General features: G+C 66.7%; 23 protein-coding genes. 14 read left to right on the top strand and 9 right to left on the bottom strand.

Translation table 11 applies throughout. From position 1 onward, the window contains the following. Nucleotides 1–48: 48 nt before the first annotated feature. Nucleotides 49–2,475 carry a transglycosylase/D,D-transpeptidase PonA2 gene (gene ponA2 / locus JX552_RS28910; protein ID WP_205875235.1) on the bottom strand — a complete coding sequence of 809 codons (2,427 nt, stop codon included), beginning with the start codon at nt 2,473–2,475 and terminating at the stop codon, nt 49–51. A gap of 363 nt (nt 2,476–2,838) precedes the next feature. Between ponA2 and JX552_RS28905 the strand changes: the two genes are divergently transcribed. Further along, nucleotides 2,839–3,189: a WhiB family transcriptional regulator gene (locus JX552_RS28905; RefSeq protein WP_205875234.1), complete on the top strand. Its 351-nt coding sequence runs from the start codon at nt 2,839–2,841 to the stop codon at nt 3,187–3,189. Nucleotides 3,190–3,681: 492 nt separating this feature from the next. Here JX552_RS28905 and bagB read toward each other — a convergent pair whose 3' ends face one another. Together bagB and bagA are read right to left on the bottom strand one after the other, a co-directional pair. Beyond that, nucleotides 3,682–4,818, bottom strand: a complete 1,137-nt coding sequence (gene bagB, locus JX552_RS28900) for an ATPase BagB (protein ID WP_205875233.1) — start codon at nt 4,816–4,818, stop codon at nt 3,682–3,684. Between the two features lie 2 nt (nt 4,819–4,820). Next, a complete protein-coding gene (gene bagA / locus JX552_RS28895; protein ID WP_205878743.1) occupies nt 4,821–5,846 on the bottom strand; it encodes an ATPase BagA in 1,026 nt (341 codons plus the stop codon). A 42-nt stretch (nt 5,847–5,888) separates the two neighbouring features. Here bagA and sp36 point away from each other — a divergent pair, with 42 nt between their 5' ends. Genes sp36 through JX552_RS28880 form a run of 3 tightly spaced genes read left to right on the top strand, consistent with a single transcriptional unit; the run spans nt 5,889 to nt 7,309 of the window. Continuing rightward, nucleotides 5,889–6,050 carry a Sp36 family protein gene (sp36, locus tag JX552_RS28890; RefSeq protein WP_120794267.1) on the top strand — a complete coding sequence of 54 codons (162 nt, stop codon included), beginning with the start codon at nt 5,889–5,891 and terminating at the stop codon, nt 6,048–6,050. Nucleotides 6,051–6,062: 12 nt separating this feature from the next. Next, a complete protein-coding gene (locus JX552_RS28885) occupies nt 6,063–6,518 on the top strand; it encodes a RidA family protein (protein ID WP_205875232.1) in 456 nt (151 codons plus the stop codon). Nucleotides 6,519–6,523: 5 nt separating this feature from the next. Next, nucleotides 6,524–7,309 (top strand): MBL fold metallo-hydrolase, encoded by a 786-nt coding sequence (locus JX552_RS28880; RefSeq protein ID WP_205875231.1) that lies wholly within the window; start codon nt 6,524–6,526, stop codon nt 7,307–7,309. A gap of 19 nt (nt 7,310–7,328) precedes the next feature. Here the strand turns inward: JX552_RS28880 and crp are convergent, their stop codons facing one another. Both crp and JX552_RS28870 read right to left on the bottom strand, forming a co-directional pair. After that, nucleotides 7,329–8,003: a cAMP-activated global transcriptional regulator CRP gene (crp, locus tag JX552_RS28875; protein WP_036362963.1), complete on the bottom strand. Its 675-nt coding sequence runs from the start codon at nt 8,001–8,003 to the stop codon at nt 7,329–7,331. Nucleotides 8,004–8,111: 108 nt separating this feature from the next. After that, entirely contained in the window at nt 8,112–8,507 is a 396-nt protein-coding gene (locus tag JX552_RS28870) for a hypothetical protein (RefSeq protein WP_205878742.1), read from the bottom strand. A gap of 152 nt (nt 8,508–8,659) precedes the next feature. Between JX552_RS28870 and nth the strand changes: the two genes are divergently transcribed. The 4 genes from nth to marP are packed head-to-tail and all read left to right on the top strand — an operon-like array spanning nt 8,660 to nt 12,011. Continuing rightward, complete coding sequence (gene nth / locus JX552_RS28865; RefSeq protein WP_205878741.1) at nt 8,660–9,340, top strand: endonuclease III; 681 nt, start codon at nt 8,660–8,662, stop codon at nt 9,338–9,340. Between the two features lie 11 nt (nt 9,341–9,351). Next, nucleotides 9,352–9,990 carry a TlpA family protein disulfide reductase gene (locus JX552_RS28860; RefSeq protein WP_205875230.1) on the top strand — a complete coding sequence of 213 codons (639 nt, stop codon included), beginning with the start codon at nt 9,352–9,354 and terminating at the stop codon, nt 9,988–9,990. Nucleotides 9,991–9,996: 6 nt separating this feature from the next. Further along, entirely contained in the window at nt 9,997–10,812 is an 816-nt protein-coding gene (locus JX552_RS28855) for an NUDIX hydrolase (protein ID WP_205875229.1), read from the top strand. Between the two features lie 5 nt (nt 10,813–10,817). Further along, a complete protein-coding gene (gene marP, locus JX552_RS28850; protein WP_205878740.1) occupies nt 10,818–12,011 on the top strand; it encodes an acid resistance serine protease MarP in 1,194 nt (397 codons plus the stop codon). Here the strand turns inward: marP and JX552_RS28845 are convergent. Genes JX552_RS28845 through JX552_RS28835 form a run of 3 tightly spaced genes read right to left on the bottom strand, consistent with a single transcriptional unit; the run spans nt 12,004 to nt 13,778 of the window. Continuing rightward, the gene (locus JX552_RS28845; RefSeq protein ID WP_205875228.1) at nt 12,004–12,957 is read right to left on the bottom strand and encodes an alpha/beta fold hydrolase; all 954 of its coding nucleotides are present in this window, start codon (nt 12,955–12,957) and stop codon (nt 12,004–12,006) included. The two genes, marP and JX552_RS28845, sit on opposite strands and share 8 nt — an antisense overlap. Beyond that, entirely contained in the window at nt 12,958–13,500 is a 543-nt protein-coding gene (locus JX552_RS28840) for a phage holin family protein (RefSeq protein ID WP_205875227.1), read from the bottom strand. Beyond that, nucleotides 13,497–13,778, bottom strand: a complete 282-nt coding sequence (locus JX552_RS28835) for a hypothetical protein (RefSeq protein WP_205875226.1) — start codon at nt 13,776–13,778, stop codon at nt 13,497–13,499. Before JX552_RS28835 ends, JX552_RS28840 begins: the two co-directional genes overlap by 4 nt. Between JX552_RS28835 and JX552_RS28830 the strand changes: the two genes are divergently transcribed. Then, the gene (locus JX552_RS28830; RefSeq protein ID WP_205875225.1) at nt 13,771–14,439 is read left to right on the top strand and encodes a S1 family peptidase; all 669 of its coding nucleotides are present in this window, start codon (nt 13,771–13,773) and stop codon (nt 14,437–14,439) included. The two genes, JX552_RS28835 and JX552_RS28830, sit on opposite strands and share 8 nt — an antisense overlap. Before the next feature lies 1 nt (nt 14,440). Here the strand turns inward: JX552_RS28830 and acs are convergent, their stop codons facing one another. Then, a complete protein-coding gene (gene acs / locus JX552_RS28825) occupies nt 14,441–16,393 on the bottom strand; it encodes an acetate--CoA ligase (RefSeq protein ID WP_205875224.1) in 1,953 nt (650 codons plus the stop codon). An 88-nt stretch (nt 16,394–16,481) separates the two neighbouring features. Between acs and JX552_RS28820 the strand changes: the two genes are divergently transcribed. From JX552_RS28820 to JX552_RS28800, 5 genes are read left to right on the top strand one after another with little or no spacing between them, the layout of a single operon-like run. Beyond that, nucleotides 16,482–17,006: a DUF4232 domain-containing protein gene (locus JX552_RS28820; protein ID WP_241010754.1), complete on the top strand. Its 525-nt coding sequence runs from the start codon at nt 16,482–16,484 to the stop codon at nt 17,004–17,006. Nucleotides 17,007–17,035: 29 nt separating this feature from the next. Next, nucleotides 17,036–18,652 carry a peptide ABC transporter substrate-binding protein gene (locus JX552_RS28815; protein ID WP_205875223.1) on the top strand — a complete coding sequence of 539 codons (1,617 nt, stop codon included), beginning with the start codon at nt 17,036–17,038 and terminating at the stop codon, nt 18,650–18,652. Between the two features lies 1 nt (nt 18,653). After that, nucleotides 18,654–19,580, top strand: a complete 927-nt coding sequence (locus JX552_RS28810) for an ABC transporter permease (protein WP_205875222.1) — start codon at nt 18,654–18,656, stop codon at nt 19,578–19,580. Then, on the top strand, nt 19,546–20,394 hold the full coding sequence (locus tag JX552_RS28805) for an ABC transporter permease (RefSeq protein WP_205875221.1): 849 nt from the start codon (nt 19,546–19,548) through the stop codon (nt 20,392–20,394). Before JX552_RS28810 ends, JX552_RS28805 begins: the two co-directional genes overlap by 35 nt. Further along, nucleotides 20,391–22,028, top strand: a complete 1,638-nt coding sequence (locus JX552_RS28800) for a dipeptide ABC transporter ATP-binding protein (RefSeq protein WP_205875220.1) — start codon at nt 20,391–20,393, stop codon at nt 22,026–22,028. Before JX552_RS28805 ends, JX552_RS28800 begins: the two co-directional genes overlap by 4 nt. Nucleotides 22,029–22,058: the final 30 nt, after the last annotated feature.

The raw sequence follows: 22,058 nt of genomic DNA, 5'->3' as shown, positions 1-22,058 counted from the left end.
GACCGACTCGACGCGCGGCTCTTCCCGCGATCAGCGCCTACCAGGCGCCTATGGGGGAGGAGCCGGCGGCGGAGGCGCCAACAGCGGAATGGTGATCGGTGGCAGCCCCGGAATTTCGACAACCTGCGATCCGACGACCTCCGGCGGCAACCCGCCGTCCGGCGGCGGCGGTGGTGGTGGTGGGATGCCGTTGCTGATCTGAATCGTCACGATTGAGCCCGGGATGGTCTGACCGGTGGGCGAAGTTCCGACCACCTCGCCGTACTTAGCGCTGCTGTTGACCGAGTTGGGCTGGTCGGCGACCTGGAAACCGGCATCCCTGAGCCGCTGACGCGCCTGGTCGATATCCAGACCGGCCACACTGGGCACCCGCCCGGCTGGTGAACCGTCCATGTACCGGGGATCGGTGGGCGGCAGATGCACCTCACCGAAGTTGTTGGCGATCGGCTGCAGCGCCGTGAACCAGGTGCGCGCGGGCTCGTTACCGCCGTATAGGTCACCGCTGCCGCAGTGCCGCAGCGGCGCCGAGCACAGGTCGGTAGGCGAGGGCGAGTCGTCGTAGATGTAGTTGGCCGCGGCGTAACGGTTGGTGAAGCCGACGAATCCGGAGGACCGGTGCGCCTCCGTGGTGCCGGTCTTGCCGGACATCGGCAGGGTCCAGCCCGCCGCTCCAGCGGACCCGGCGGCGGTGCCGCTGCCCACCGCGTCCTTGCTCATGGCGTTGGCGAGGGTGTTGGCCAGACCTTCGGGGACCACCTGCTCACAGGTCTCGGTAGTGACCGAGACTTCGTTGCCGTTGCGGTCGATCAGCTTGTCGATGGGGTTCGGCGGACACCACATGCCGCCGGACGAGAGGGTGGCCGCGACATTGGACAGCTCCAGTGCGTTGACCTCGATGGGGCCGAGGGTGAAGGACCCGATGTTCTGCCGTTTGACGAAGTCGGCCAGGCTCTCGTTGCTGTCCGGGTTGTAGTCGCGCGCGGTGCCGGGATTGGCGTAGGAGCGCAGACCGAGCTTGATGGCCATGTCCACCGTCCGCGACACCCCGACCTGCGAGATGAGCTTGGCGAAGGCGGTGTTGGGCGAGGTTGCCAGCGCGTCGGTCACGCTCATGCTGCCCCGGTAGTTGCCGGCGTTGATGACGCACCAGGTGTCCTTCGGGCAGCCCTTGGCGCCACCGCTACCCAGACCCTTGCCCTGGAAGCGGGGCGGGACATCGAGCTGGGCGTTGATGCCCATGCCCATATCCAGGGCGGCGGCCGTGGTGAAGATCTTGAAGATGGATCCGGCGCCGTCGCCGACCAGCGAGAACGGCTGCGGCCGCATCGTCTCACCGGCCTCGGTGTCCAGGCCGTACTTGCGGTTGCTGGCCATCGCCACCACTTTGTGCGATGTCTTGCCGGGCAGGATCACGCTCATCACGCTCGAGATGCCACTCAGCGTCGGGGGAGCGAACCTGTCGATGGCCGACTTCACCGGGATCTGGACGTCAGGGTCCAGCGTGGTGCGGATCAGGTAGCCGCCACGGGCCACCTGGTCTTTACTGATACCCGCGCGCGACAGGTACTCCTGCACGTAGTCGCAGAAGAAGGCGCGATCGCCGGCGGCGATGCAGCCGCGGGGCAGTTCGTTGGGCTGCGGCAGGATCCCCAGCGGCTGGGTTTTGGCCGCGCGCAGCGCGTCGGCCTCGCCGGGAATGTTCTCGATCATGGTGTCGAGCACCAGGTTGCGTCGGGCCAACGCGCCCTCGGGGTTGGTGTAGGGGTTGAGCGCGCTGGTCGACTGCACCATGCCGGCCAGCAGCGCCGCCTGCTGCCAGTTCAGGTCGATCGCATTGACCCCGAAGTAGGTCTGGGCGGCGTCCTGGATTCCGAACGAGTTGTTCCCGAAGGAGACCAGGTTCAGGTAGCGGGTGAGGATCTCGGGTTTGGTGAAGGTCTTGTCCAGCGTGAGCGCCATCCGGATCTCCCGCAGCTTGCGGGCCGGGGTGGTTTCGACGGCCGCACGCTTCTCCGCATCGGTCTGTGCCGTGACCAGCAGTTGGTAGTTCTTGATGTACTGCTGCTCGATGGTCGAACCGCCGCGGGTTTCGACGTCGCCGGAGGCGTAGCCGGCCAGGCCGGTCAGGGTGCCCTTCCAGTCCACACCGTTGTGGTCGGCGAACCGCTTGTCCTCGATCGAAACGATTGCCAGTTTCATGGTGTTGGCGATCTTGTCGGACGGCACCTCGAAACGGCGCTGGGAGTACAGCCACGCGATGGTGTTGCCCTTCGCGTCGACCATTGTCGACACCGCCGGCACCTGTCCCTCGAGAAGCTGGGCCGAGCCGTTGGCAACGACCTCCGAAGCCCGGTTGGACATCAGCCCGACGCCACCAGCGAGTGGGAACATCAGCGCGGTGGCCACCACGCTGGCGAGCAGACAGAAGCCTGCGAGCTTCAGCAGCGTGAGTGCGACCGGGGGGCGCTCGGACATGCGTACTACAGTAGCGACCTCTCGTCACGCCTCCGCGCCGTGCGGCTTGGGAAAAAAATTCTTTAGCAGTTGTTGAACAGGTTGGCTAGCCCTCGAAGCTGTGCAATTCCTGCGACATTACTGGTCAGAGGCCCAAAGCCGGACAAGTCGATCCTGTTTTCCCCGGCTGAGCGACGCAAGACGGCACGGACGTCCCAGAAAAAGCGTTATCGGACTGTTGCGCAATTGGCGGTCGACCCCCTAACTTAGACACGCAGTGAGATTCAGGTAACACCGATGTGCACTTTGTGGCTGTAAACGCATCGTCGGCTGGTACCCGAAGAGGGCCCCCGCGAGCGGGGGTCGGAAGGAAGGGATCAGCTCGTGTCAGGAACACGCCCGGGCGCACGAAGGACCAACCTCACGTCCACAGGGAACCTGCTCCGCAGCGTCGAAGCTGAAGAGCGCATCACCTGGGTGTCGCAGGCGTTGTGCCGGGCAACGGACCCCGACGAGCTGTTCGTACGTGGAGCCGCCCAGCGTAAGGCGGCAGTCATCTGCCGGCACTGCCCTGTAATGCAGGAATGCGGCGCGGACGCGCTCGACAACAAGGTCGAATTCGGCGTCTGGGGCGGTATGACCGAGCGTCAGCGCCGTGCGCTGCTCAAGCAACACCCCGAGGTCGTTTCCTGGTCGGAGTACTTCGACAAGCGCAAGCGCCGCAACATCGTCTGACAGTCACGGGCGCTGAGCCGTTCCGCCCCCGCGGCGGGTGTGTTGCTCATTACTTTCTTATTACAGCTTAGCTGCGCGCTGTTTTCGCTTAGGACGTTTTCGCTGTTCAGCGGCTGTTTTGCGGGTACCGGACAGGTGTCCGTTAGCGAGCGCCGCGGATTCGGCGTCAAATAACGCCTGCTGAGCACGGTATCGTCGCTGGTCGCGTCGCCTTTACAGAGTCAGCGACAGGCGTAACTCACCGAGCGTTCGAGCCGGATCTCGGGGCGCCGTGGGTGGGGATCGCCCGACGTCGTTTCGGCCGCGGCCCAGGCCGTCATTCATCATTACTTTATTGTTACAGCCTAGCTTAGCTAAGTATCCGAGGCGCTGTATTAATGCAGGTCAGATGGGTTTCGGGGGCTGTAGACATGCGCGGTGACCGTGGTCGCCGTTGAATGGACGTCAAATAACCCGTCGGATGCGCGGACATCACCGCAGGTCAAAGGACAATCAGGCAGACGTGATCTGGTCAGCCAGGGCGCGCAGCGCCTCCAGATCCGAGACGTCGAACGGGAGTGAGGGCACTCCGATCACCGGCACGTGCGGGTGGGCGCCGGTGAAGCGGGACAACAGCCGGATCTCTCGTTTGGCCGTTTGGCCGCGATCGGCATGGATGTGCAGCACGGCCGCCGCCAACGCCGCGGCGTCCGAGCCGCCTGCTTCGGACTCCAGCTTCTCGGTGGCATCGATGGCCCGCTCGACGGGTAGTGCACACAGCGGCGGGTGCGTGCGGTTCAAGACCAGTCCGGCCAGCGGCATCCCTTCCTGGGACAGCCGGTCGACGAAGAAAGCCGCTTCCCGCAACGCGTCGGGCTCGGCGGCCGAGACGACCACGAACTGGGTGCCACGCCGCTTCAGTAGCGCGTAGGTGCGGTCGGCCTTCTCCCGGAAACCGCCGAACGTCGCGTCCAGCGATTGCACGAACGCCGCCGCGTCGCCCAGCATCTGGGAGCCCAGGATCGTCGACATCGCCTTCATCGCCAGACCCATCGCGCCGGTGACCAGCCGCCCGATGCCGCGGCCGGGGGCCAGTAACAGCCGCCACAGCCGGCTGTCCATGAAGCTGCCCAGGCGCTTGGGGGCGTCCAGGAAGTCCAGGGCGTTGCGGGATGGCGGCGTGTCGACCACGACGAGGTCCCACCGGTCCTGTGCCAGCAGTTGGCCCAGCTTCTCCATGGCCATGTATTCCTGCGTGCCGGCCAGTGACGTGGCGACCGTCTGATAGAACTGGTTGTCCAAAATCGATTGGGCCCGATCGGATCCCGAGTACTGGACCACCATCTCGTCGAACGTGCGGCGCATGTCGAGCATCATCGCGTGCAGCTCGCCGGGCACCTCGGGCGCCAATGGAACGCGTTGCGGAGTGTTGCCGAGGTCGTTGACTCCCAACGCTTGTGCGAGTCGCTTGGCCGGGTCGATCGTCAAAACCACTACGGTGCGCCCATATTCGGCGGCGCGCAGCGCGATCGCCGCGGCGGTGGTGGTCTTGCCGACACCGCCGGCGCCGCAGCACACCACCACGCGGTTGGTCGTGTCAGCCAGAATCGCCGCCATATCAAGGGTCTTCGGCTTATGTGCCTGGGTCATGGTCACCGAACCCCCTGTTGCGCAAGTACTTCCGAAAGTTCATACAGGCTGCCCAGGTCGACCCCGTCGGAGATCGTCGGCAGTTCCAGCCTCGGCACTTGCAGCGATTCGAGTTGCTGGGCGGTCTCCGAGCGGGCGCTGATCCGGGTGGCGTGCTCGATGGTCTCGGTGAGCAGGCCCGCGAAGTCGTCGTCTTCGAGTTCGATCCCGGCCATGGCCAGCCCGGAACGTACGGCATCGGCGTCCACCACACCCTCGGCGGCTTTCGCCAGGTCGTCGTTGTCGAGATAGGCGGGGATGTTGCGGTTCACGATCACGCTGCCGATCGGTAGCTCCATCTCGGCGAGTTCCTCGATGGCTTCCAGAGTTTCCTGCACCGGCAGCGCTTCCAGCAGTGTCACCAGGTGGATGGCGGTCTGGTCGGAATGCAGCAGCTTGACCACCCCTTCGGCCTGCGAATGCACGGGCCCGCCCTTAGCCAGATCCGACACCGCCTTGGTGACATCAAGGAAGCGGGCGATGCGTCCGGTCGGGGGTGCGTCGACAACGATCGCGTCATAGACGGGATTCTTGGCCCCCTTGTTCAGCCGGATCACGGACTCCTTGATCTTGCCGGTCAGCAGCACGTCACGCAGACCGGGCGCGATGGTCGTGGCGAACTCGATGGCGCCGATGCGGCGCATCGCGCGACCCGCGATACCCAGGTTGTAGAACATGTCGAGGTATTCCAGAAAAGCGGCCTCGATGTCGATGGCCAGTGCATTGACCTGCCCGCCGCGTTCGGCGGTAGCGATCTTGAGTTCCTGGTAGGGCAGCGGCGGAACGTCGAAGAGTTGCGCAATCCCTTGACGCCCTTCAACTTCCACCAGCAGCACTTTGCGTCCACCAGCAGCCAGGGTCAGCGCCAGCGCCGCCGCGATCGTCGACTTACCGGTACCGCCCTTGCCGGTCACGAAATGTAGGCGAGCCTTCGACAACCGCGAAGGCCAGCCGACGGGACTACCGCCGCTCGATGTGTTAGCCACTATCGCATGCTAGCCGTTGCTGTTTTGCCGGATAAGCTCGCGATCATGACCCAACCCACCACATGGGAGTACGCGACGATTCCGCTGCTCACCCACGCCACCAAGCAGATCCTCGACCAGTGGGGCGCCGACGGCTGGGAGCTGGTGGCGGTGTTGCCCGGCCCCACCGGAGAGCAGCACGTCGCCTACCTCAAACGCCCCAAGTAAGGGCCGGGTGCCATGAGCGCGAAAGCCCGTCTGGAGGAACTCGGACTCACGCTTCCCCACGTGGTGGCGCCGCTGGCGGCCTATGTGCCCGCGGTGCGCACCGGCAATCTCGTCTACACCGCCGGCCAGTTGCCATTTGTGGACGGGAAGTTGGCCGCCATTGGCAAAGTCGGTGCTGACGTCGCCCCGGACGCGGGTAAGGCGCTGGCACGGGTGTGCGCCCTCAACGCCCTGGCTGCCGTGGATGCACTGGTGGAGCTCGACTCGGTGACCCGGGTGGTCAAGGTGGTGGGCTTCGTCGCCTCCGCGCCCGGCTTCCACGGTCAGCCGGGCGTCATCAACGGGGCCTCGGAACTGCTTGCAGAGGTCTTCGGCGACAGTGGCGTGCACGCGCGCTCGGCGGTCGGGGTCGCCGAGCTGCCGCTGGACGCGCCGGTGGAGGTGGAGATGATCGTGGAGGTCGGGTAGCGGCCGTGGCCGACCCAGCGCTCGCCCATCCCGCCTACGCCCAGCTGCGGACGGTCACCGACACCGCTTCGGTGCTGCTGTGCAACAACCCCGGCCTGATGACGCTGGAGGGCACCAACACCTGGGTGCTCCGTGGTCCGCGCAGCGACGAGTTGGTGATCGTCGATCCCGGACCTGACGACGACGAGCACATCGCGCGGCTGGCCGCTTTGGGGCGGATCGTCCTCGTGCTGATCAGTCACCGACATGGCGACCACACCGATGGCATCGACAAGCTGGTCGCGCGCACCGGGGCGACAGTGCGCTCGGCGGGCAGCGGGTTTCTGCGCGGGTTCGGCGGCGAGCTGCTCGACGGTGAAGTGATCGACGCAGCCGGTCTGAGGATCACCGTGATGTCCACACCCGGCCACACCGCCGATTCGCTGTCGTTCGTGCTAGACGATGCGGTGCTGACGGCCGACACCGTGCTGGGGCGCGGCACCACCGTGATGGACAAGGAGGACGGCAACCTGACCGCCTACCTGGAATCCCTGCAGCGGCTGCGCGGGCTGGGACGGCGTGCGGTGCTGCCCGGGCACGGCCCCGAGCTGGCGGACCTGGACGCCGTCACGCAAGGCTATCTGGCGCACCGGCACGAGCGGTTGGAACAGGTGCGTTCGGCGCTGCGTGAACTCGGCGAGGACGCCAGCGCTCGTCAGGTGGTCGAACACGTCTACACCGACGTCGACGAGAAGCTCTGGCACGCGGCCGAGTGGTCGGTGCAGGTCCAGCTGGAGTACCTGCGGACCTAGTGGCGCCCGCTCGGCGTGACTAGCGAGCTCTGCGGGCCAGTCTCTCGGAGTCCGAGATCAGCACGCTTTTACCCTCCAGGCGGATCCAGCCGCGGTGGGCGAAGTCGGCCAGCGCCTTGTTGACCGTCTCCCGGGAGGCGCCGACCAGCTGGGCGATCTCCTCCTGAGTCAGGTCGTGGGTGACCCGCATCGCGCCACCCTCCTGGGTGCCGAAACGCTGCGCGAGCTGCAGCAGCTGCTTGGCCACCCGGCCGGGCACGTCGGTGAAGATCAGGTCGGCCAGATTGTTGTTGGTGCGCCGCAGCCGACGGGCCAGCACGCGCAACAGCTGCTCGGCGATCTCCGGGCGGTCGGCGATCCAGGCCCGCAGCGCGTCGCGGTCCATCGAGACCGCGCGCACCTCGGTGATCGTCGTCGCGCTGGACGTCCGGGGTCCCGGGTCGAAGATCGACAGCTCGCCGAACATGTCCGACGGGCCCATGATGGTGAGCAGGTTCTCTCGTCCATCAGGTGAGCGACGGCCGATCTTCACCTTGCCCGCGACGATGATGTACAGCCGGTCACCCGGTTCGCCCTCGGCGAATACGGTGTGTCCACGGGGGAAGTCGACGGGCTGCAACTGCTTGGTCAGTGCGGCGACTGCGCTGGGCTCAACCCCTTGAAAGATTCCGGCCCTTGCCAGGATCTCGTCCACGTTGCCTCTTCTTGCCTCTTCAGTTTCGAACGAAGTTGATACGGGCAGGCCAAACTGTGACGGCCGACACGAGTCTAAACGTAGGCCAAACGGTGCGGCCTGCCAACGCTACACACGATTAATGTGTCGGGTCACCGTAAACTGCGTGTTGGTCACATACCGCCCTTGGATGCGGGTGGGCAGGCCGGATTCGATGCGGCCGACCATGTCGGCGGCGAAGAAAGTCTCGACGTGATGTCGTCCGGTGAGCGCTCGTGGCGCCGGGGCGGCTTCCACTCCGAGCGACTGGCGGCGGTGCAGCAACTCCAGCGCTTCCGGCATGCCCTCGCGGGCCAGCGTACGGACGTCGACGGCGTCGGCGTGGTCGAGAAAATCAGCCACATCCGAGGCTGACACGGTGTCATGGGTGAGCGACCTTTCCAGCCGCCCGAGCCCGAGCGTCGCCAACATCAGCAACGCCGGGATGCAGGCCACCAGCAACCACAACACACAAAGAGTAAACATGGCCAAGGTCTCAGCCAGATCACGAAATCAGTACTCTGTCGTAGGTGTCAGCGGCAAAGTCGTCCCCCCGCAAGGAAAAGGGGTTGGAGAAAGCGGTCGCCAAGCGCTTCGCCAACGAGACGCGCACCGGGTTGGTGCGGCGGGCGCGGAGAATGAATCGGGCGCTTGCGCAAGCATTTCCGCACGTGTACTGCGAGCTGGACTTCACCTCGCCACTCGAGCTCGCGGTCGCGACGATACTTTCGGCCCAGAGCACCGACAAGCGCGTGAACCTGACTACGCCGGCGTTGTTCGTGAAATACCGGACGGCACTGGATTATGCGCGGGCCGATCGCGAAGAACTCGAAGCTCTGATCCGCCCCACCGGCTTCTACCGCAATAAGGCCAACTCGCTGATCGGACTGGGCCAGGCTCTCGTCGAGCGGTTCGACGGTGAGGTGCCCCGCACCATGGAGGAGTTGGTGACGCTGCCCGGTGTCGGTCGCAAGACCGCCAACGTCATCCTGGGCAACGCTTTTGATATCCCCGGCATCACCGTCGACACCCATTTCGGGCGGTTGGTGCGCCGTTGGCGGTGGACCGCTGAGGAAGACCCGGTGAAAGTGGAGCACGCCGTCGGCGAGTTGATCGAGCGCAAGGAATGGACCCTGCTCAGTCACCGGGTGATCTTCCACGGCCGCCGGGTCTGCCATGCCCGCAAACCGGCGTGCGGTGTGTGCGTCCTGGCCAAGGACTGCCCGTCCTACGGGCTGGGACCCACCGAACCGTTGCTGGCCGCCCCACTCGTACAGGGTCCCGAGACCGACCACTTGTTGGCCCTGGCCGGGCTGTAACCGAGCCGGGCATGAAGGGGCTTTCCGGTGCTGCCCGCTGGACCGTTGCGGTCGTGGCGGTGGTGGCCGCTCTGGTCGTGGCGCTGGTCGCGCAGCTGCGTGACGACGCCGCCCCGAAGACCACCACCGCGGGGCCGGCCGGGCGCGAGCATCGGGACGCCGACACCCCGCAGGCGCTGGTCGAACCGCGCCGGCGGGCGGATCTGGCCCCCTGCCCGGCCGCAGGTGACGGGCCGGGCGTCCCGGCCCTGCGCGGGGTGGTGGTGGAGTGTGCGGCCGACGGCGCCGCGGTCGACGTGGCGCAGGCACTGGCCGGACGGCGGGTGGTGATCAATCTCTGGGCGTACTGGTGTGGGCCTTGCGCTGCCGAGCTGCCGGCGATGGCCGAGTATCAACGTCGGGCGGGGTCCGACGTGATGGTGGTGACGGTGCATCAGGACGAGAATGAGACCGCTGCCCTGCTGCGGTTGGCCGAGCTGGGGGTTCATCTGCCGACGCTGCAGGACGGCCGCCGCCGGGTGGCGGCTGCGCTGCGGGTGGCAAATGTGATGCCCGCGACGGTGGTGTTGCGGCCGGACGGTAGCGTTGCGCAGACCCTGCCGCGGGCATTCGACAGCGCCGACGAGATCGCGGCCGCGGTCGGGGAGTGAGGCGGGGTGAGCGAACCGAATGAGGTGCCGGTGACTGCTGCGGGTACTGCGCGCGAGCGCCGGACGGTCGCCCTGACCCCCGACGCCGGCCCGGCCTGGTTGCGGCCGCTGATCGACAACGTCGACCAGATCCCCGATGCGTTCCGTCGCCGCCTGCCGGCCGACGTGCTGGCGATGGTGACGGCGGCCAAGTCGCTGGGTCGAGGTGGGCGGGATGCCGCCGTCCTGGTGCTGTTCTCGGGGCCGGAATCCGGCGCGGCCGGGGGCGGGCTTCCCGACGACGCCGACCTGCTGCTGACCGTGCGGGCGTCGACCCTGCGCCACCATGCCGGCCAGGCAGCCTTCCCCGGCGGCGCGTCCGACCCCGACGACGACGGCCCGGTTGCCACGGCGTTGCGCGAGGCGCGCGAGGAGACGGGCATCGACGTCGACCGATTGCGGCCGCTGGCGACCATGGAACGCACCTTCATCGCCCCGTCGCGCTTCCACGTCGTCCCGGTGCTGGCCTACTCACCGGATCCCGGACCGGTGACGGTCGTCAACGACGCCGAAACCGCGATCGTGGCGCGGGTCCCGGTGCGCGCCTTCATCAACCCGGAGAATCGGCTGATGGTCTACCGCGGCACCTTGGGACGGCGCTGGGCCGGACCGGCGTTTCTGCTGAACCAGATGCTGGTGTGGGGTTTCACTGGCCAGGTGATCTCGGCGGTTCTCGACGTGGCGGGCTGGGCCCAGCCCTGGGACATCGGCGAAATGCGCGAGTTGGACGACGCGATGGCACTGGTCGGGGACTCCGATGCGTCGCGAGGTGGATTGCGATGAATACCATGACGCCCTCGCAATGGCTGGACATCGCCGTGCTGGCGGTCGCGTTCATCGCCGCGATCTCCGGCTGGCGTTCCGGCGCCCTGGGGTCGGTGCTCTCGTTCGCCGGCGTGGTGCTGGGCGCGGTGGCCGGGGTGTTGCTGGCACCGCACATCGTCAGCCACATCGCGGCCCCGCGGGCCAAGTTGTTCGCGGCGCTGTTTCTGATCCTGGCGCTGGTGGTGGTCGGTGAGGTCGCCGGCGTGGTGTTGGGGCGAGCGGTTCGCGGCGCGATCCGCAACCGGCCGATCCGCACCGTCGACTCGGTCATTGGCGTCGGCGTGCAGTTGATGGTGGTGCTGACCGCGGCCTGGCTGCTGGCGACCCCGTTGACCCAATCGAAAGATCAGCCAGAACTGGCCGCCGCGGTGCGGGGTTCGCGGGTGTTGGCCGAGGTCAACGAGGTTGCGCCGACCTGGCTGAAGACGGTGCCCAAGCGGCTGTCCGCGCTGCTGAACACCTCGGGTCTGCCCGCGGTGCTGGAGCCGTTCAGCCGTACGCCGGTGATCCCGGTGGCGTCACCGGATCCGGCGCTGGTCAACAATCCGGTGGTGGCGGCCACCGCGCCGAGCGTGGTCAAGATCCGCAGCCTGGCGCCGAGCTGTCAGAAGGTGCTGGAAGGCACCGGTTTCGTGATCTCACCCGAGCGGGTGATGACCAACGCGCACGTGGTGGCCGGCTCCAGCAGTGTCTCGTTGCAGGCCAACGGCAAGAACTACGACGCCACGGTGGTGTCATACGACCCCCAGGTGGACATCGCGATCCTGGCCGTCCCGGGATTGCCGTCGACGCCGCTGGTATTCGACGACACTCCCGCAAAAACCGGTACCGACGTGGTGGTGCTGGGCTATCCGGGGGGTGGCAACTTCACCGCCACCCCGGCCCGGATCCGGGAAGTCATCAAGCTCAGTGGGCCGGATATCTACCGCAGCCCGCAGCAGGTCACTCGCGACGTCTACACGATCCGGGCGAATGTGGAACAGGGCGATTCCGGCGGGCCGCTCATCGACCTCGACGGCCGCGTGCTCGGCGTGGTATTCGGCGCAGCCGTGGACGACGCGGACACCGGGTTCGTGCTGACGGCCGAGGAAGTGGCCGGCCAGCTGTCCAAGATCGGCGCCACCGCGCAGGTGAGCACCGGGGCCTGCGTCAGCTGACCGGGTGCACCTTCCGCAGGAATCGCATCAGGTGCCGGTTGATCTCTTCGGGCGCCTCCTCGTGGCTGAAATGTCCAGCGGCGGCGACGGATACATAGCGGCCGTGGGGTGCGTAGCGCTGGGTGCGTTCGACCGGTGCGGCCAGGACGTAAGGATCGGCGTCGCCGCGGATGTGCAGCAGCGGTACGGCCAGTTGCGCCGTGGTGGACTTGATGAAGCGGTGGCCCTCGCCGCGCAGCTGGCTGCGCACCGCCCATCGCTGATACTCCAGTGCGCAGTGCGCGGCACCCGGAATCTGGATGGCCTGGCGCAGGTACCGGATCGTCTGCGAATAATCCTCGGAGCCAATCCATTTGGTGCCACTGCGGCTGCGGACGAGGCGTTCGATCTCGGCGCCGTTGTGTCTGGTCAGCAGCCGCTCCGGCAGCAGCGGCGACTGGTAACGCAACAGTGTCGGTAGCAGCGCGCGGCTCTGGTCCCTACGGGTCAGCGTGGACCGCCGCAATGCCGCCGGATGCGGTGAGCTAACCAGGGCGATACCGCGCACCAGCCGCGAATGCAGCAGTGCGGTGGCCCAGCAGGCCAGCCCGCCGTCGGCGTGGCCGATCAACATCGCCGACGAATGCCCAAGGGCGCGAATGAGTCCGGCGGTGTCACCGGCCAGCGTCCAACCGTCATAGCCGCGGGGCGGCTTGTCGCTGCCGCCGTAACCCCGCAGGTCGACCGCGACCACCCGGGCGCCGGTCAGCGCACGCAACTGGTGACGCCACGACCACCAGAAGGACCCGAAACCGTGCAGCAACATCACGAGCGGTCGGCCGGTAGCTGCGCCGTTGGAGTTGTCGGCGTCGGCTTCGACGACGTGGAACCGGATGCCGTTGGCGTGCACATCCACATGGCGCCAAGGCCCGTCGATGCGGACGATCGACGGATCAGGAGCCGGCACTTACCAGCCCGAGGGGTCGGTGGGAGGGTTGCTCTCCGGCTTCTCGTGTTTGCCGTGGTGTTCGGGGAGCTGCTTGGGGCCGGCCGGTGTCTTGTCGTGCCCCGGCGCGAAGGCGGTGCGCGCCTCTTTCACGGATTCGATCGTCTTCTGGGGGCCGCGGATCCGACGGACCTTCAAGAACCCGAACAGGGCCAGCGCGACCGTGACGACGACCATGATCGCGAAGACGATGAGGAAAGCGGCCCAGCGCCACAGCCAGCTGTCCAGCAGTTCGGCGAGGAAAAAGAAGAAGAAGAACGTCGAGTAGAACAGCACTACCAGCGCGGAGATGAAGAAGACGCTGCCGGTCAGACCCTTTTTGACGTCCCGGGTGATCTCGGCGCGGGCCAGCTCGACCTCGGCGCGCACGAGGGTCGACATCTGGGTGGTGACGTCTTTGATCAGATCGCCGACCGACGGCTCGCCCGCCCTGGCGTGCGGGTCGGTCAACGGGATCGTGGTCAGCGTGCTCGGCACACCGGTCTTGCGATCGGGTTTGCTCACAGACGGTCCTCTCCGTTTCGCGGCTCGTCGGTGTCCCGCTGAACCGCGCAGTGCGCGTCGTCGCGGTTCATGTTGCCATGGGCCCCGGGACAAGACGAGGCCGGACGAGGCCAGCCGATGGCCGTCGCAAGCGCGGCGGACAGGATGCATTGATCCTCTACACTGGCCCACTGGCCTGAGATCTCACGCCAGTCTTTGACGATCGAACGGGGTATCACTTTGCAGCAGGCGCCCGGCGGCTCGAAACCGACCGCGAAATCGGCTTCTGCCGTGGCCATTCTGGCCGTTGTGTTGGGCCTCCTGTTCTTGCCGGCCAACGCCGCGTCCGCCGACGACAAGGTGGCGTTGGGCGGTGGGTCCGGCATCGTCGTCAATACCGGCACGCTGTGCACGCTGACCGCGATCGGCCACGACAAGTTCGGCGACCTCATCGGATTCACCTCGGCGCACTGCGGTGGTCCGGGCGCGCCGGTTGCGGCCGAGGACGCCGAGAGTCACGGCCAGATCGGCACGATGGTGGCCGGCAACGACGGGCTGGACTACGCGGTGATCAAGTTCGATCCGGCCAAGGTGAACCCGGTGAACAACGTCAACGGCTTTGCCATCAACGGCATCGGCCCGGAACCGGTGTTCGGTCAGGTGGCGTGCAAGCAGGGCCGCACCACCGGCAACTCCTGCGGTGTCACCTGGGGGCCGGGCCAGGACCCCGGCAGCATTCTCATGCAGGTCTGCGGTGGACCGGGTGACTCCGGGGCTCCGGTGACGGTGGACAACCTGCTGGTCGGAATGATCCACGGCGCCTTCAGTGACAGCCTGCCCAGCTGCGTCACCAAATACATCCCGCTGCACACACCGGCGGTGGTCATGTCGATCAACACCGACCTGGCCGACATCGTCGCCAAGAACCGCCCCGGCTCCGGGTTCGTTCCGGTCGGCTGAGCTACTTCGCCTCGCGGATCGCGTCGAACACGTTGGGGTCCAACAACGTTGACGTGTCCCCCAGGTCACGGTTCTCGGCCACGTCGCGCAACAACCGGCGCATGATCTTGCCGCTGCGGGTCTTGGGTAGCTCCGGCACGATGTGCACCTCGCGCGGCTTGGCGATCGGCGAGATCTCGTGGGCCACCTCGGCCCGCAACTCTTCGACGGTGCCTTCGCTGACTTCGTAGTTGGAGCGCAGCACGACGAACGCGCAGATGGCCTGGCCGGTGGTGTCGTCGGTGACGCCCACCACCGCGGCCTCGGCCACCCCGCGGTGCCCGACGAGTGCCGACTCGACTTCCGCGGTGGAGATGCGGTGCCCGGAGATGTTCATCACGTCGTCGATGCGGCCCAGTACCCAGATGGCGCCGTCCGGGTCGAAGCGGGCACCGTCCCCGGCGAAGTAGTAGCCCTTGTCGGCGAACTTGGACCAGTAGGTCTTGCGGTACCGCTCGGGATCACCCCAGATGCCGCGCAGCATCGACGGCCACGGCTGGTCCAGCACGAGGTAGCCGGTGACGTGGGTTTCGCCGTCTTCGTCCGGTGGTAGCTGCTCGCCGTGGTCGTCGACGATCTTGGCCGAGATGCCGGGCAGCGGCGTCATCGCCGAGCCGGGTTTGACCTCGCTGACGCCGGGCAGTGGGGAGATCATCGCCGAGCCGGTTTCGGTCTGCCACCAGGTGTCGACGACCGGCACCCCGCCCCCGCCGATGACGTCGCGGTACCACCGCCATGCCTCCGGGTTGATGATCTCGCCGACCGAACCGAGTAGTCGGATACTCGACAGATCATGCGCGTCCGGGATCTCGCGGCCCCACTTCATGAAGGTCCTGATCAGTGTCGGTGCGGTGTAATAGATTGTGACGCCGTACTTTTCGATGATCTCGAAGTGTCGGTGCTGGGTGGGCGCGTTGGGTGTGCCCTCGTACAGGACTTCGGTGACGCCGTTGGACAACGGGCCGTAGACGCCGTAGGTGTGCCCGGTGACCCAGCCGATGTCGGCGGTGCACCAGAACACGTCGGTCTCCGGCTTGACGTCGAAGATGGCGTCCATCGTGTACGCGCACTGCGTCAGGTACCCGCCGCTGGTGTGCACGATCCCCTTCGGCTTGCCGGTGGTGCCCGACGTGTACAGCAGGAACAACGGCTGCTCGGCGTCGAACGCCTCGGCGGTGTGCTCGGGTGAGGCTTTGTCGACGACGTCATGCCACCACAGGTCGCGATCGTCGTCCCAGGAGACGTCGACTCCGGTGCGCCGCACCACCAGAACATGTTCGACGGGGCTGTCGTCGACCGATAACGCTTCGTCGGCGGCGTCCTTCAACGGCGCCGGCTTGCCGCGGCGGAACTGCCCGTCCGCGGTGATCAGCAGCTTGGCCTGGGCGTCGGCGATCCGGGTCCGCAGCGCGTGCGCGGTGAAGCCGCCGAACACCACGCTGTGCATGATGCCCAACCGCGCGCAGGCCAGCATCGCGATGACCGCTTCGGGGATGAGCGGCAGGTAGATGGCCACCCGGTCACCGGCGACCAGACCCAGGTCGGTCAGTGCGTTGGCGGTCTTGCAGACCTCCTGCTGCAGGTCCGCATAGGTCAGGGTGCGGCGGTGGTCCTGCGGTTCGCCTTCCCAGTGGATGGCGACCCGGTCACCGTTGCCCGCCTCCACGTGGCGATCCACGCAGTTGTAGGCGACGTTGAGCTTGCCGCCGACAAACCACTTGGCGAACGGCGCGTCCGACCAGTCCAGAACTTCGGTATACGGCGTCGCCCAGGACAGCCGGTCGGCCTGTGCGGCCCAGAACGCCAGTCGGTCTTCTTCGGCCTGCTCGTACAGCTCCGGCCGAGCGTTGGCCTGCTCGGCGAACTGGGCCGGGGGTGGGTAAGACGACGGCTGTTCGGCATCGTTGGCGGTCACGGTTGTGAGCGTAACCCCGCGGCGATTACGGCTCCGCGCCCCTCATTTGGTGGCCACTTCTCGGTCAGGTGCTGGATAATTCGCGGGCATGACACGCGCACGGCTCATTGCGGCCCTCGCCGCGGCAACAGTAAGCGCCGTACCGGCGCCCGCCCAGGCGGCACCGGCCGATATGGCGCCGTGCACGGCAGGGCAGGTGGTGGTGACCTCCGCCGGGCCCGAGGCGGCTGTCGGGCACCGCGCGGTGACGCTGATCTTTGCACCGGCTCCCGGCGCTATGCCGTGCACGCTCACCGGCTATCCCACGGTCGAAGCGGTCGCCGGCGGCTCGCGCATCACCGCGCAGGCCACCCTTCGTGGTTACATGGGCGGACTGCCCGGTGACGTCGGTGTGCCCCCGACCGTGACGGTGTCGCCGTCCCAGCGTGCGGAGTCGGTGGTCGAAGGCATGTCCGTCAACGCCGGCGGCAACCCATGTCCCGCCTACACCGGATTGAGCGTCACCCCGCCGGGCGGGACCGAGGCGGTCACCGTCGCGACGACGATCGAGGGTTGCCAGCTGCAGGTGCACCCCGTCACCCAGGTCGTCATCGAGCCGGTGCCGCCGTCTTAGGCTCCAGGGTCGCCTCTAGGGTCGCTCATGTGTGTCGGATGATGCGGGTGGTGCTGGCTGTCTTGCTGACGGCCGGCTGCCTGGCCGGATGCGGCGGCGGTGGCGTGCTCACTCCTGACGTGGTGGTGGTCAACGGCGGCGAACCGCCCAATCCACTGATCCCGACCGGCACCAACGACAGCAACGGCGGCCGCATCATCGACCGGCTTTTCTCTGGCCTGGTTTCCTACGACGCGGGTGGCCGGCCATCGCCGGAGGTCGCACAATCGATCGAGAGTGTCGACAACACGAACTACCGGATCCTTCTCCGGCCGGGCTGGAAATTCACCGACGGCTCACCGGTGACGGCCCACTCGTTTGTGGACGCCTGGAATTTCGGCGCGTCGGGCGCCAACGCGCAGTTGCAGCAGCAGTTCTTCAGCCCGATCGAGGGATTCGACGGGTTGTCGGCGGCACCGGGCGACGGCAGGCCCGCCACCATGTCCGGGCTGCGCGTGGTGAGCGATCTCGAATTCACCGTGCGGCTGCGTGCGCCGACCATCGACTTCATGTTGAGCCTGGGCCACAGCGCTTTTTATCCGTTGCCCCCCTCAGCCTTTCGCGATATGGCGGCGTTCGGGCGGCACCCGGTGGGCAACGGTCCCTACAAGTTGGCCGACAGCCCCGACGAACCGGCGTGGGAACACAACGTCAAGATCGACCTGGTCGCCAACCCCGACTATCACGGCAATCGCAAGCCGCGGAACAAGGGCCTGCGGTTCGAGTTCTACGCCAATCTGGACACCGCTTATGCCGATATCCTGTCAGGCAATCTCGATGTGCTGGATACGATTCCGTCCAGTGCGCTGACGATTTATCAGCGCGATCTGGGTGACAACGCCGTGAAAGGCCCGGTGGCCGTGAGCCAGTCGCTCGATACGCCGCTGCGGTTGCCGCATTTCGGTGGCGAAGAAGGCAGGCTGCGCCGGCTGGCGATATCGGCGGCGATCAACCGGCCGCAGATCTGCCAACAGATCTTCAATGGAACACGGAGTCCGGCAAGTGATTTCACCGCAAGTTCGCTGCCGGGCTTCGATCCGAACATCCCCGGCAATGACGCGTTGGACTTCAACCCGCAACGGGCACAGCAACTGTGGGCGCAGGCCAACGCGATATCGCCGTGGACCGGGCGGTACGCCATCGCCTACAACGCCGACAGCGGCCATCAGGAGTGGGTGGACGCCGTAGCCAACAGCATCAAGAACGCACTGGGCATCGACGCGGTCGGCGCACCGCAACCCACCTTCGCCGGGTTTCGCACCCAGATCACCAACCGCACCATCGACTCCGCGTTCCGCGCCGGCTGGATCGGCGACTATCCGTCGATGATCGAGTTCCTGGCGCCGCTGTACGCCACCGGGGCCGGATCCAACGATGTCGGCTACTCCAGCCGGGAATTCGACGCCGCGCTGGCGGCTGCCGAGGCTGCGCCCGATTTGCGGGCGGCCGATGTGCTGGCCAACGTCGCGCAACGAATCCTGTTGCACGACATGCCCGCCGTCCCGTTGTGGTACTACATCAGTGTCATCGGATGGTCGAGCCAGGTCAGCAACGTCAAGCCCACCTGGAACGGGCTGCCCGACTACGAGAACATCGTGAAGGGCTGAGATGGGCTGGTATCTGGTGCGCCGGATCGCGTTGATGATCCCGGTCTTCCTGGGTGCCACGCTGCTGATCTACGGCATGGTGTTTCTACTGCCCGGCGACCCGGTGGCCGCAATCGCGGGTGACCGGCCGCTGAGTCCGGAAGTCGCCGCCCAGCTACGCGCCCGTTACCATCTCGACGATCCCTTCCTGGTGCAGTATCTGCGCTACCTGGGTGGCCTGTTGCACGGCGACCTGGGCCGCGCCTACTCCGGCCTTCCGGTCAGTGCTGTTCTGGCACATGCGTTTCCGGTGACGCTTCGGCTGGCGCTGATCGCACTGGTGGTGGAGGGCGTGCTCGGCATCGGGTTCGGAGTGGTCGCCGGACTGCGCCAGGGCGGCGGCTTCGACGCCACGGTGCTCGTCACCGGGCTGGTCATCATCGCCATTCCGATTTTCGTGCTGGGATTCCTGGCGCAGTTCGTGTTCGGCGTTCGGCTGGGCTGGGCGCCGGTGACGGTCGGCGGCCGAGCCACCTTCGGCCGGTTGCTGCTGCCTGGAATCGTACTGGGACTGGTGTCATTCGCCTACGTGGTGCGGTTGACGCGATCCGCGGTCGCCGCGAACGCGCATGCCGAGCATGTGCGAACCGCGACCGCCAAGGGACTGTCGCGGCCACGGGTGGTGACGGTTCACATTCTGCGCAATTCGCTGATACCGGTGGTCACTTTTCTTGGCGCCGATCTCGGGGCGCTGATGGGCGGAGCGATCGTGACCGAGGGGATCTTCAACATTCACGGCGTCGGAGGCGTGCTGTATCAGGCGGTCACCCGACAGGAAGCGCCCACGGTGGTGTCGATCGTGACGGTGTTGGTGTTGATCTATCTCATCAGCAATCTGTTGGTGGACCTACTCTATGCGGCGCTGGACCCGCGGATCCGCTATGTATAGACGCCCGAAATTCGTTGTCGCTGCCGCGCTGATCGCGCTGATTCTGATGGTTGCCGCATTTCCGTCGCTGTTCACCGGCATCGACCCCAGCTACGCCGATCCGGGCCAGAGTTTGCTGCCGCCGTCGGCGGCCCACTGGTTCGGTACCGACCTGCAGGGCCACGACATCTATGCGCGCACCGTTTACGGCGCCCGAGCGTCAGTCACCGTCGGAGTGGGTGCGACCCTGGCCGCGTTCGTCATCGGCGGCATGCTGGGCGCGCTGGCCGGCTTCTACGGGGGCTGGGTCGACGCGCTGGTATCGCGTATCACCGACGTGTTCTTCGCGTTGCCGTTGCTGCTGGCCGCCATCGTGCTGATGCAGGTGATGCATCACCGCACGGTGTGGACGGTGGTCGCTATCCTGGCCTTGTTCGGATGGCCCCAGGTGGCGCGCATTGCCCGCAGTTCGGTGCTTGAAGTACGGGGCAGCGACTATGTGCTGGCCGCGAAAGCGCTGGGGCTCAGTGGTACGCGGACGCTGCTGCGTCATGTGGTGCCCAACGCGATCGGTCCGGTGATCGCCGTGTCCACGATCGCGCTCGGCGTCTTCATCGTCACTGAGGCCACGTTGTCCTACCTCGGGGTCGGGCTGCCGACGTCGGTGGTGTCCTGGGGCGGCGACATCAATGTCGCGCAGATGCGGCTGCGGGCCGGCTCCACCATCCTGTTCTATCCGGCTGGGGCGCTGGCGATCACGGTGCTGGCGTTCATGATGATGGGCGATGCGCTGCGCGACGGGCTCGATCCGGCCTCCCGGGCGTGGCGGGCATGAGCGGGCAGGTACTGCTGTCCGTCGAGGGGCTGCAGGTGTGCTTCGGTCCCGACGAGCCGGTGGTGCGTGGCGTGGATCTCAACGTCTGTCGTGGTGAGACCGTAGCGGTCGTCGGCGAATCCGGGTCGGGGAAATCCACCACCGCGGCTGCGGTTCTGGGACTGCTGGCACCCGGCGGGCGAATCACCAACGGACGCATCATATTCGACGGCCGCGACATCACCGGGGCTGACCGGCGGGTGATGCGTGCGATCAGGGGGCGCGAGATCGGTTATGTGCCACAGGATCCGATGACCAACCTGAATCCGGTGTGGAGTGTCGGCTTTCAGGTCCGGGAGGCCCTACGGGTCAACACCGACGCTCGGGATGCGCGACGACGGGCGGCGCAGTTGCTCGCCGATGCCGGTATGCCGGATCCGGGCAGGCAAGCCCGGCGGTACCCACACCAACTCTCCGGCGGCATGTGTCAACGCGCGCTGATCGCCATCGGACTGGCGGGCAGGCCACGGCTGCTGATCGCCGACGAGCCGACCTCGGCGCTGGACGTCACGGTGCAGCGGCAGGTTCTCGATCATCTGCAACGGCTCACCGATGAGCTGGGAACGGCGTTGCTGCTGATCACCCATGACCTGGCGTTGGCCGCCGAGCGGGCTGAACAGGTGGTGGTCATGCACCATGGGACAGTCGTGGAATCCGGTGCGGCACAGATGATTCTGCGCGAGCCCGGTCATGAGTACACCCGCCGGCTGGTGGCCGCCGCGCCGTCTGTGACTGCGCGTGACCGACGCTCCGCCGATATCCGTGGGCGGGTGGCCGCCGAAGCCGCCGAACGCGCGGGCGCGCAAGACGACATCCTGGTGGTGTCGGGTCTGACCAAGACCTATTCGGAGAATCGGGGTCTGCCCTGGCGGCGCTCGGAACTCCGCGCCGTCGACGGCGTGTCGTTCCGGGTTCGGCGGGCCAGCACCCTGGCCGTGGTGGGAGAGTCCGGCTCGGGAAAGTCGACCGTGGCGAGGATGGTGCTCGGTCTGCTGCAACCGACGTCAGGCAGCGTCGTGTTCGACGGAACCGACGTCGGCGCGGTGCACAAGACCCTGGCATTCCGCCGTCGGATCCAGCCGGTCTTCCAGAACCCCTACAGCAGTCTGGATCCGATGTACACGGTGTCTCGCGCCATCGAGGAACCGCTGCGGATCCATCGGGTAGGGGACCGTCGCCAGCGCGCGAAAACCGTTCGTGACCTTCTGGAGCAGGTGGCGCTGCCGGCGGCGGTCCTCGAGCGGTTGCCCCGTGAGCTTTCCGGGGGCCAGCGGCAACGCGTCGCCATCGCGCGGGCGTTGGCACTGCGGCCCGACGTCCTGGTCTGCGACGAGGCGGTGTCGGCGCTTGACGTCCTGGTGCAGGCGCAGATCCTTGACTTGTTGGGGGAGTTGCAGGCCAATCTGGGGCTCACCTACCTGTTCATCAGCCACGATCTGGCGGTCGTCCGGCAGATTTCCGACGAGGTGATGGTGATGCGGGCCGGCCGGGTAGTCGAACACGCGGCCACTGAAGCGGTGTTCACCACGCCCGCTCACGACTACACCCGGCAGCTGTTGGAGGCCATTCCCGGTGCCGCGGCGCGACCCCGATAGGTTGGCAACCTGTGACTGACCCGCTGGCTC

The sequence above is a fragment of the Mycobacterium gordonae genome (genome assembly GCF_017086405.1).
Lineage (GTDB): Bacteria > Actinomycetota > Actinomycetes > Mycobacteriales > Mycobacteriaceae > Mycobacterium > Mycobacterium gordonae_D.
The sequence above is the reverse complement of the archived record's forward strand: the minus strand, read 5'-3'. Positions and strand labels throughout refer to the sequence as shown.